The organism is Coxiella-like endosymbiont (assembly GCF_002871095.1).
Classification (GTDB): Bacteria; Pseudomonadota; Gammaproteobacteria; order Coxiellales; family Coxiellaceae; genus Coxiella.
On record NZ_NSHJ01000097.1, the window covers coordinates 1 to 12,240 of the forward strand.

Sequence of the window (12,240 nt, forward strand, 5' to 3'; positions counted from 1 at the left end):
AAGTACAATCCTTAAGCTCTTAATACAACCAGTTTGTTTTATAGGTTATCACTGATTAACTATTTAGTGTAGAAGATTGAGTTCGCGCGATCAAAGAGCCTAAACTATAGGTGAATATAGTAAATGGTATAATTATTATAAAAAATAATTATAGAGTTGACCATCCAATAATTTTAGAAATTATTCGTGGTAAATTAATTAAAAAAGTAGTAACATCGTTTACTTAAATAAGTAAACGTAGTTTTTTATTTATAATTTTTTAGCTTATTTATTAATTTGTAGTTTCTTATGCATAACGATAATTAATTTATAAATCCATATTGACTCACAAAGATTTTTATCTTTTAGGAAAAAGATGCTAGGTCAATAAATTTATAAGTTAAAGAAGTAGTGTTGTAAACACAGCAAGTAATTCACTCAACCTTGATTAGTAATTTTTGAGTGAACATTAACTAAACAAAAATTAATTTATGATTTTAAGCAGCTGTAACAACCTAAAAGAAAGTAAGATTCACTTCCTATCAGGTGCTTTTTAGTTACTAAAAAGATTAGCTGTACAATTGAGGTTAGTTGTGCAATGATTTTATAAAAAATAAAAAATCAATGTAGAAGAATTTTAAAGTAGAGGAATTTAAAAGCGCAACGAATGAATCCCCTCAGGGGATTCTTGTGATACAATTACTTTTTTAAATAAAAAAAGTAACCGAGTGTCTCACTCTAACTAAACTAAATTGAAAAATATTATTTTAAATCAAAAATGTAATCCCTCGTTTCAATTGGGATGGGAGGTAGTTAAATTAGGCCTGAAAAATAGAGAGCCCCTCATTAAATGTATATAATATTATTATTAAATGTAGATAATAATTGAGGACTCCATTAATGGAAGTCATATTGCCAAATTTAATGGCTTTTTAAAAGCATTTTAGTACCTTCTGGGATTACGGTGAACCTTAATCCCATAGTAAAATATTTGACTAAATTTTAATTAAATGAAGCATATTATATTGAAGAAGTTTAATATTTTTATTTCCTGTTTGACTATACTAGAAAGATCACAGATAAAGCTAGTATACCAGCCTATTTAAAAGCAATAGAGCAGTCTTTTTCATGATAAGATATTTACCCCCCTTTTTTCTGAGTAGCCGATTAGTGTTACCACATAACTAAGTAAAAAGATTAGAAAAAGAAAAATCATATGAAAATTTTTTCATAGAAAAATTATTTACTGATTATTAACTGATATTAGCCATAATGATTCCCGAAATTTTAGGTATCAGTTAATTTTAAGTATCGGTAATGGGTATAGGTCATTATAAGTTTTTAAGCGACCATTTTTAAGCGACTATAATGATAAGGATCACACATCATCCCAAAAAGATATTCTTAAATAATATAGTTCCCTGTACAAGTCCCTAATACAGAAATTGTGGGGGCCGATTTAATAGATTTAAGAGAAGGTGGGATTAAGCTTATCTATGAGAATTATTTAGGTGATGCATTAGGTTACTAGGTGATGAATTAAGTAATGGAATTAAACCACATAAAGTATTCAAGTTGAAGTATTCAAGTTGGATGATAGAGATAAAGTGATGCCTTAGAAATATTTAATTGTAATGTAGTGAGGGGGAATATTTATTTTTATCAGAATTGTGACTGTATTGAATGAAAAGGTGAAATCCTGAAGTTGATAAAACTTCACTTGGAATGGAATGTACTATTTTATCGGAAAATCGTAAAGAGCAAGGTAATAAAATTAATAATCACCTTAATTATCAGACCAAATAAATAATCAACAAACCAAACACGGTACTCACTAAAAGTGGTAATACACATATATTCTACGTTAGATTAGCTAAAAAGTTTTAAAATATCTAGGCATAGTATTTCTTGATGTTACTAAAGTTATTGGATTTACATAATCCACTGACTACTCTTTCAGGACACAAAAAACTTTGATCACAATTCGCATTCTATCTTAAAAATGTTATACTTGATATCCTTCTATAGGATTAAACATATTCAGATTAAAGATTTAAGCTTATGATCCAAGCTGTGTTCCCTATTTATCAAAAAGCTAAATACCTCATCAGCGCAGTTAAATTTAGCGACTTACCGCCGGACGAAGGAGCTGAAATTGCTTTTATTGGACGTTCCAATGCTGGTAAATCCAGCGCATTAAATCTAATCACAGGCATTAAAGGATTGGCGCGTACCAGTAAAACACCTGGTCGAACGCAAATGATCAACTTTTTTTCATTAAATGAGAGACAACGTTTGGTAGACTTACCCGGGTATGGATACGCTAAAGTTCCTCGTATGGTTCAAGAGCGTTGGGAAAAAGTAATAGATAGTTATTTAAAAAAACGGTGTTCTTTGAGAGGATTAGTGGTAGTAATGGATGTACGACATCCTTTAAAAGAAAGAGATAAAAATGTGATTGAATGGGCAGTGAAGTACGATATTTTGCTTCATATACTTCTTACGAAATCAGATAAGCTAAGGAAAAGCGTAGCGAAAAAAATTTTTAGTGAGGTACAAGTACAGCTAACCACATACAGCAATACGATATCCGTTCAATTATTTTCTGCTCATGAGCGGACTGGTCGCAATGAAGTAATATCAGTATTAAATGACTGGTATCAATAAAATTGAAAAAAATGAATTTAAAAGGTTTCCGTTTCAAAAAAACGCTGTAAGATCAATATATTATAAATGACCCCCCTCTTTATGGGCCCTCTTTATGGGAGGGTAAAGCTATGTTACATTACATCTGCCTAAAACCTCCCACTAGTCCCCTAGTTTAGGATTGATGACAATTTGCTAGGTCGTTTTGCATTTTTGATTTTTGTGAAATTATAGAAAAAGTCAATAAACAATGACCAGTAATGACTAGTATCGTAAAGATATCATGTCTTAATTTGTTTTGGGGGTGGTATTTACTAAACTTCAGTTAATGCCACTAAATTTCTCCATACAAAGATTGAGTGTAACATGTTATTTCCAAAAAAAACATATGCAAAAAATGAAGTTGTTTCATGGCCAATCCCGAACTATTGGGATGTGATCGCTCTCTTATTAGTTTTAGCTGTTCTTGTTTTATTGGACTATGGTGCCAATGCCATGATGAGAAAATTTGATGTGGGGGAACCTTTTTTTATTTCATTGGATCCAGTCATGTTACCCTATTATGCGTTACGCACGGTGTTACGAATGCTGATTGCGATGTTTTTTTCATTATTATTTACTTTTACTTTTGGTACTTGGGCTGCTAAAAGCCGCCATGCGGAACGTATTATTATCCCTATAATTGATATTTTGCAGTCAGTACCTGTGCTAGGGTTTTTAACAATCACAGTGACAGGTTTTGTCGCCCTATTTCGTGGTAGTTTGTTAGGTCCGGAGTGTGCATCATTATTTGCAATCTTTACCACGCAGGCATGGAATATGGCCTTAAGCTTTTATCAAAGCCTTCGAACTGTGCCAAATGATTTACAAGAAGCTGCTACAATGTTGCAATTATCTGCATGGCAACGTTTTTGGCGAGTGGAAGTTCAGTTTGCTATTCCTGGTTTACTGTGGAATACCATGATGTCAATGTCGGGTAGTTGGATTTTTTTAGTGGCTTCAGAAGCTATTACTGTGGCGGGGCACAATATCATGTTGCCAGGTATTGGTTCTTATATCAGGATAGCTATCGAGCATATGGACAAAATGGCCGTCGTTTATGTAATTATTACGATGATTATCGTAATCACACTATATGATCAATTATTTTTTCGTCCATTGGTTGCTTGGGCAGAAAAATTTAAAATAGAAGTAAATGTGGGAGAAAGCGAACCACAATCATGGGTCTTGAATGTATTTCAGAGGACGAGATTTTTACGTTTTATTGGGGAATATTTTTCATTATTAGGAGATAGAATCGTTAATTGTCAGCTTTTTCGTTATCGTTCTCCACGAAAATCAACCGAATATCGATATTTATTACGTCGATTTTTTACTGTGAGTTGGAATACGTTTTTAATTTTAGCTCTGATGGTCTCTTTTTTCTTGTTAATGCGTTTTATTTTAGCAGAAGTGAGTTGGACTGAGGTATTCCATGTCTTTTATTTAGGTTTTCTAACAGGATTACGTGTTACTACTTTACTTATTCTTAGTTCACTCATTTGGGTCCCTATTGGTGTTTGGGTTGGTTTACGACCCAATATTTCTCGGATAGTTCAACCTCTTGCGCAATTTTTAGCTGCATTTCCTGCTAATTTATTATTTCCCATTGTGGTGATTCTCATCATTCGATTTACTTTAAATGTAAATATTTGGACTTCACCGCTGATGGTTTTGGGGGCGCAATGGTACATCTTGTTCAATGTTATTGCTGGAACGATGGCCTTGCCTAAAAACTTGCACCATGCTGTTCGTACTTTGAATGTTAAAGGATGGCTTTGGTGGAAAAAATTTATGTTACCGGGAATATTTCCTTATTACATTACAGGTGCCATTACAGCAGCAGGTGGTTCTTGGAATACGAGTATTATTGCTGAAGCAGTGACCTGGGGGAATACACATTTACAGGCAATCGGATTGGGTGCTTATATCGCATCGATTTCACAACAAGGTGATTTTCCTCGTCTAGCTTTGGCGATTATGGTGATGTCTTTGTATGTGTTGGCATTTAATCATGGTCTATGGAGACCACTCTATCGACTAGCGGAAGAACGTTTTCAGGTTAAATAAATAAGGTAAGGGTTAGAGATCATGAAAAAAAATTATTTTCCTATTATTGAAGTTAAAAATGTGAGTAAATTTTTTAAAAAAAAAGGGTTACAAGATTTATTAGTGTTAGACCGTATAAATTTTAATTTATACGAAGGAGAAATTATTGCAATTTTAGGAAAATCCGGATCTGGAAAATCTACCTTATTACGGATAATTGCAGGTTTAATTAAACCCTCATCGGGAGTAGTGCTGTATCATGATGCTCCCATTATTGCACCTGTTCCTGGATTAAGTATGGTGTTCCAACATTTTGCCTTGATGCCATGGCTGACTGTGTTAGAGAACGTTGAATTAGGATTAGAAGCGAGGGGTGTGCTGCGTGAAGAACGTCGTACTCGTGCCCTTGAAGCTATCGACATTGTTGGCCTTGATGGTTTTGAATCAGCTTATCCAAAAGAATTATCTGGTGGTATGTCACAGCGAGTGGGATTAGCGCGAGCATTAGTGGTAGATCCTGAAGTATTATTGATGGATGAGCCATTTTCAGCATTGGATGTATTGACTGCTGAGAATTTACGGAGTGATTTAATCGATATATGGCGTTCTGGAAAAACTAATATTAAAAATGTCATTATTGTAACCCACAATATTGAAGAAGCTGCATTTTTAGGAGATCGTATTTTAGTATTTTCAATTAATCCCCGAACTATTCGTGCTGAAGTGAATGTAGATTTACCGCATCCACGGAACGATCAAGATCCAAAATTTCGTTGCATTGTGGATAATATTTATGGATTAATGACTAAACCTGTAGTAGAAACTGTTCCGGAAGCGGTTAAATTTAAGAGGATCAATGTGGGTTATTGGTTGCCTCAAGTACCTATTTCAGAAATGATGGGCTTTATAGAAAATTTAGCCTCTTATGAGCAGAAGAATGTAGATTTACCTGAATTAACTGAAGAGTTACATTATGAAATTGATGAGTTGTTTCCGATTATAGAAGCCCTTGAAATACTGCATTTTGCTTATGTCTTTGGAGGAGATGTTGAATTAACAGTGTCAGGACGTCAGCTTGCAGAAGCAAATATTTTAGAACGCAAAAAAATATTTGCAAAGCACTTAACTGAATATGTCCCCCTAGCGAGTCACATTCGTCAAGAATTAAATAAACATCCTAATCATGAAATTTCAGAAGAATATTTTCTGAATAATCTTGAGAATTATCTTAGTGAACAAGCAGCAGAGGAAGTTTTAACTACTGTCATTGACTGGGGTCGTTATGCAGAAATTTTTGCTTACGATTATAATTCAGGTATTTTAAGTTTAGAGAATCCTTAAATGAATTTTTTTTCTGAAAAAACTCAGACATTTTTATTGGATGGGCTCTCAGGCAAGCTTGAGATAATGATTACGCCGCCGGCACCCAGCGATTCAAAAAAATCTATTGTGGGCGTTATCTGTCATCCTCACCCACTATACTGTGGGACAATGCGAAATAAGGTTGTGACAACAGTGGCCAAAGCGTTTAAGCAATTAGGAGTCAAAACAGTACGCTTTAATTTCCGCGGTGTGGGGAAAAGCGAAGGGTATTATGATGATGCTATGGGTGAAACTGATGATTTAAGAGTCATTCTGAGATGGGTCAAAAAAGTTTGCCCGAATGACGAAATTTGGTTAGCTGGATTTTCTTTTGGCTCTTATGTCGCTGCTAAAGTAGCTAACACAAACCATGATATCACACGACTTATCACTATTGCACCAACAGTACATCATTATAATTACTATGTTTTCACAAATATTTCTTGTCCTTGGTTATTAGTGCTTGGTGCTGAGGATGAATTTGTTCCTCTGGAACAAGTTAAAATTTTTTTGGAACAATCCTCGATTCCTCTTCGTTATATAGTGATTGAACAAGCTAGTCATTTTTTTCATGGTAAACTGATTGAGTTACGAGAAGCATTGGTACGCGCATTAGTTTGAGCTTAGCTTAAACTATCAGTGATGGATAAGTTGTCAGGCCTGTTATTGACTAATATGCTAAAATATAAAGTCTGATTTTATATTTCTAGGAAGTTTTTAGGGAAGCAATGCATTACCTTCGGATGTTGTGCTATTAAGTGCTGGGATAGAGGCTTGCCCTTCGTTACTGAAAAAGAACAGCCCACTTAAACATATAAAACAGGATTTGTTTTATGTAAGTTTTGATGATTAAATAGCTGCATTTCTGCTAAACAAGATCCTTTAAAGTTTATAAATTTTTTTAGCTTCTTTTGCTCATCAAAAACAGCAGTATTTATTTTTTATTTTACTTTATATTAAAAAAGTATTTAATCAATTTAACATCCTGGGTTATTTAAACTAACGAGTTCCTAAGAATGTAGGATTAGGAAAATATTTATAAATTACTTACGGGAGTAGGTTATTATTTTTAAATTAGAAAGTCTTTAATTAGAAAGACTTTTTCTTAATAGTAGAACAAGGATGTATCAATCGTAAATCATTTTGATCTGACTTTAGTAGAAAATCATGGTAAACACTATCAAAGCTATTAATTAATTTATTTAATTAATTTTATTTGAAAGTTATCAAATAAATTTGGTAAGCGTCTGTTTCTATCCGGATATGATATTGAGTAATAATGAACGTTAAAAACTCTTTTATGAGTCTTACTTAACTACTTATATTCAGTGGGAGAGAAAAATACCTTCATGAGTATTTACAAATCAATAGTTAAATATTTTTTCATGAATTCATGAAAGTAATAGTCTTAAGAAAGGATCAATTAATCAATGATAGAGATATAATTTCTCCAGTCTTTAGGAGTGCTTCATTTATCTGACCTGATTTTAATAATCATACAAAATTTTCAAAACTTTCGATTATTAAAACATTTAAATTATATTTGGGGGAATACAGGGTTATATGCTTTTAGAATACGTGTATTATTAGCACCACTTGAAATATTGGAACATGCTCTTGATGACAAGATCTTTGTTTGACTGTGATATAGAAAAACTAACAATTGATCTATTTATCAACAAAAATTGTATGCTCTATTCTATCGAAATAAAAAAACAGCTTTATATGAAAATATGAAATATGAATTTCCAAACTTTTGAAGTTTTATAAAACCTGAAATTTCTTTTTGAATATTAATAATTTATTATGTGTTGTTAATCTTTCTTTACCGATCTTTAAAGGAATTAACGTAATTTTAAATAGATACTTGTAAAAGTAGATACATCTAAAAATGCAAGCTTCTAACTTCTAACCTCTATAGTTATAAAACATAGTTATAAAACGCTACCCTCGTAAAGTTCATCCAAAATCTAAACTCTACTAGTCCCTCTAACTTAAAAAAGACAAGCCACCTACTAACTATTTCAGAGAAAAGTGAAAAGTAATTTTAAATTTTAACGAGAATTATTCTTATTTATTCTTGACACCTATCTAAGAATAGATGGATAATACGAAATCTCTAATTAAATCTCATTCTCATTTAGGAGAGGTAGCATTGACTTTTTTCGATTTAAATCCTGGTGATTTTGGTAGAATTTGTGGATTTTATCCGGGTAATAAATCTTATCGGCGAAAATTACTAGCTATGGGACTTACGAAAAATACTCAGTTTCAAGTTATCCGTCGGGCGCCATTTGGAGACCCGATCCAAATACAGGTGCGAGATTTTTATCTTACTCTCCGGCAAGTTGAAGGCATTCAATTAAAGATTAAGCGAGTGATAAATGACTAAGAATTTTACTGTTGTTTTAGCCGGAAACCCTAATTGTGGGAAAACAGTGGTATTTAATGCCCTAACAGGTAGTTCTCAGGGTGTAGGCAATTGGCCAGGAGTAACTATTGATAAAAAATATGGTTTTTTTGAGCATCAAGGTTCTCGAGTGAAAGTAGTAGATTTACCCGGGATTTATTCTACAAATGTAACATCAGATGCGGTAGATGAAAAAATTGCTTGCCAATATTTGTTATCGAATAAGGCCAATGTAATCATAAATGTTATTGATGGTAGTAACCTTGAGCGCAATCTGTATCTTACTTTACAATTATTAGAAATGAACATTCCAGTAATTTTAGCTATAAATATGATGGATATTGTGAAACAACGTGGTTTAAACCTAGATCTTAAAGAGCTTAGTAAATTGTTAGATTCCCTAGTTGTTAGTTTGATAGCTTATCAAAATCAAGGTATTAACTCATTAAAAGATTCTATTTTAAAATTAAAAAACAGTCCCTACACTTCTAAAGTTTGTTTGCCATTGCCTGTCGAAATTAATAAAGCAGCACATTTACTTACACAAGTCGTGTCTTTTGACAACAGTCCTTTGATAAGATGGTTGGTATTACGTTTGTTAGAAGATGATTATTTAGCTAAACAAATGGTGAATGAGTCGGTTTTAAAATTCGCTAAACAGCAAATTGATTTCATTAAAATTAAGCTTAATGAAGAACCAGATATTTTAATTGCCGAAGCGCGTTATATATTTATTAATCAAATAGCTGAGCAAGTAACACAACTTACCAGAACTTCTCGACAATCGGTAACACAATGGATCGATGCTATTGTATTAAATCGATTTTTAGGTATACCGATATTTTTTGGAATTATGTATTTAATATTTTTATTCACTATTAATATCGGTGGTGCTTTTCAAAGTTTTTTTGACATTACTACCACTACTATTTTTGTTGATGGTTTAATGCATTTACTAATGTCGTGGCATTTCTCTGTTTGGGTAAGTGCAATTGTAGCTAGTGGCGTTGGCAAAGGTATAAATACTACTATGACGTTTGTACCGATTATTGGAGGAATGTTTTTATGTCTTGCTTTTTTAGAAGATTCGGGTTATATGGCACGAGCTGCATTTGTGATGGACCGTTTCATGCGAGTATTAGGATTGCCAGGAAAATCATTTATTCCAATGATTGTTGGTTTTGGTTGTAATGTGCCAGGAGTAATGGGAGCACGGACGTTAGAAAATCAGCGTGATCGAGTTCTGACAGTTGTAATGATCCCCTTTATGTCTTGTGGAGCAAGGTTAACTATTTTTTCTGTATTTACTAGTGCTTTTTTTCCTAAAGGAGGTGCTACAATTATTTTTATTTGCTATTTAATAGGTATTTTAATTGCTATCCTTTCCGGTTTAGTTTTACGAAAAACGATCCTTCCAGGAAAACCCGCACCTTTAGTCATGGAATTGCCGTCTTATCATATACCTCAATTAAATTCTTTGTGTCGCTATATATGGCAGCGACTAAAAAACTTTTTGTTTCGATCTGGTCGATACATCATTCCTATTTGTCTAATTATTAGTGTTTTAAATTCCATTACGCTGACTGGGAAATTAGTGCAAGACACGAAACAACAGTCATTATTGTCAGCTATCGGTCGAATAATTACCCCTGTATTCGCTCCGCTAGGGGTGAAAAACAATAATTGGCCAGCTACGGTAGCTTTAAGTACGGGTATTTTAGTGAAAGAAGTGGTTGTGGGTACGCTCAATACTCTGTATAGCGAACAAGGTAATCATTTAAGCGAGCAGGCTCACTCAGAATTTAATTTTGGAAAAGGGCTACGTGATGCAGTGATATCTATTCCACAAAATTTAAGCCACCTTGGAAATGCTTTTAAAAATCCTATTTTAGCTAATGAGAGACCGCATGAAATGAATACAACAGCATATGGAATTATGTATAAGCAATTTGGAGGTAAGGCCGCTGCTTTTTCCTATCTTTTATTTGTTTTATTATATTTTCCATGTGTTTCTACAATGACAGTGATGCGACGCGAAATTGGCAAACGGTGGACTTTATTTTCAATCTTGTGGGGTACAGGTTTATCTTATGTGCTAGCGGTAATTTGTTATCAGGTATTGACTGTTTTTAATCATCCTTGGACTACATTGGTTTGGAGCGCTAGTTTACTAATTGCTTTAGCGACGGTTTTCATTCGATTAAGAGCATGTGCTTTGTACGCAAATAATAATGATTTATTTTTTCCTTAGAAGATTGTAAAGCTAAAGAGGTGTAACGTGCTTTTATCTTTAAAAACCTTTTTTAAAGAACACAAGACAGCTACTTTGCAAGAACTAGCTTTACATTTTTCTAAAGAACCTCAAATAATACGTTGTATGTTAGAACACTGGATACGGAAAGGAAAAATATGCCGTCTCAGAAAACCATCTAATTGTGGAACGAAGTGTCAACTTTGCCAACCGCAGTTATTTACTGAAATCTATCAATGGATAGAAAAGGAGTTTTCGTGAATTAGTAGATTATGCGCTTCGATTCTGCTAATCCACCAGTAAAAAATGTAGATGATATGATTATTTTATCTACTATTTTTTTAAAATAAATACCTAAATTAGGTGAGAGAAGGTAATGGTAGATAAAAATGACTTAAGAAAGGGAGCAATTTTTTGGTGAAGTTCGACAGACTATTGAAAAACTCTATTTAGGAGATGGAGATTCAGCATGCCTTTTTAAATCTCCTAAAAAACCTCTTTCTAGTAATCTATGGTTCTTGTTTTACAAAAAAAAGTAGGAGTGTAGTAAAAATTTTTCAAGAGTTTAAATTTATTACGCTTAAATTTAGAGGCATCCATTCAGTAGGGTAAGAGATGAGAGCTCTTTTGTCACTATCTCCTGCTATTTTAGGGTAATGATTACAGGATTTTTCTGGAGGAGTAAAGATAATAATGATAATAGTGAAATAATTTGTAAAAGGTACAGTTATTTCTCACTCTTTTAATATTGTATGGGAAATAATTTTTCTAAGTAAAAATGGAATGGGATAAACATATTAGGTTAATCATATTAATTTAATAATCTTAAATTGATAAAGGTCTCTCCATCTTTATGTAATGGGGTAAGCATGGGATCTGGAGAGGGAGGTAGAGGATTTCGATTATGATATTCCTTCCCTTTAGAAGGGAAGGAATCAGATGAAAAAATACGGCAAAAGCACGAACGCGTTATAAATTTATTGACAGTATTATAATAATTACTTGTAATACAAGATTTTAGTCACGATATGTAACATAATTACCTGTTATTTTAAATAACTTGAAAATCAATTACGACTATTCACATAAGTGATTTTTTAAATGTTCTAATCTTTTTTTCAAAGTTCTGCTCTTATTTAGAAAAAGATAAATTTAGAAAAAGATAAACTCACGTATGGGACTAGACCAATAATTTTAATTAAAAACTTAACCAAAATAGATTTATACATTTTTTTACAGCATTAGTATCGGAAATGATATAAAAATTAATCTAATTTTATTTTGATTTTGGTTCTTAATTTAAGTTCGCTACTAGCTATTTTTGCAAAAATTTAGATCCTCTCTCAAAGAGTAATTGGGTTTCCCGTCTCCCTTTTAGTTTAAGATCTCTGTTTATATCTTTGATTTTTTTAGTTAACGTCCTGCTATCTCTTGCAGGAGAAAATTCTATTTGTGCTGTGTTTAGTTGAGGTAAAATATTTAATTTAAAGTGATTTTTTTATTT

Annotated in this window: 7 protein-coding genes; all 7 read left to right on the forward strand. The window is 32.7% G+C overall.

Annotated elements, in window-relative coordinates; all coding sequences use genetic code 11:
- Nucleotides 1–2,040 precede the first annotated feature (2,040 nt).
- The 7 genes from yihA (at nucleotide 2,041) to CLERM_RS01940 (ending at nucleotide 10,997) form a co-directional block, all read left to right on the forward strand.
- The gene (gene yihA, locus CLERM_RS01910; RefSeq protein WP_102156914.1) at nucleotides 2,041–2,646 is read left to right on the forward strand and encodes a ribosome biogenesis GTP-binding protein YihA/YsxC; all 606 of its coding nucleotides are present in this window, start codon (nucleotides 2,041–2,043) and stop codon (nucleotides 2,644–2,646) included.
- Between the two features lie 345 nt (nucleotides 2,647–2,991).
- Nucleotides 2,992–4,734 (forward strand): ABC transporter permease, encoded by a 1,743-nt coding sequence (locus tag CLERM_RS01915; RefSeq protein ID WP_102156915.1) that lies wholly within the window; start codon nucleotides 2,992–2,994, stop codon nucleotides 4,732–4,734.
- A 21-nt stretch (nucleotides 4,735–4,755) separates the two neighbouring features.
- Nucleotides 4,756–6,054, forward strand: a complete 1,299-nt coding sequence (locus CLERM_RS01920; protein ID WP_102156916.1) for an ABC transporter ATP-binding protein — start codon at nucleotides 4,756–4,758, stop codon at nucleotides 6,052–6,054.
- Nucleotides 6,055–6,696 carry an alpha/beta hydrolase gene (locus tag CLERM_RS01925; RefSeq protein ID WP_102156917.1) on the forward strand — a complete coding sequence of 214 codons (642 nt, stop codon included), beginning with the start codon at nucleotides 6,055–6,057 and terminating at the stop codon, nucleotides 6,694–6,696. It abuts the gene before it with no gap.
- 1,480 nt (nucleotides 6,697–8,176) lie between these two features.
- Nucleotides 8,177–8,467 (forward strand): FeoA family protein, encoded by a 291-nt coding sequence (locus CLERM_RS01930; protein ID WP_102156918.1) that lies wholly within the window; start codon nucleotides 8,177–8,179, stop codon nucleotides 8,465–8,467.
- Entirely contained in the window at nucleotides 8,460–10,736 is a 2,277-nt protein-coding gene (gene feoB, locus CLERM_RS01935; RefSeq protein WP_102156919.1) for a Fe(2+) transporter permease subunit FeoB, read from the forward strand. The genes CLERM_RS01930 and feoB overlap by 8 nt, the downstream gene beginning before the upstream one ends.
- A 27-nt stretch (nucleotides 10,737–10,763) precedes the next feature.
- A complete protein-coding gene (locus CLERM_RS01940) occupies nucleotides 10,764–10,997 on the forward strand; it encodes a FeoC-like transcriptional regulator (RefSeq protein WP_102156920.1) in 234 nt (77 codons plus the stop codon).
- Nucleotides 10,998–12,240 lie beyond the last annotated feature (1,243 nt).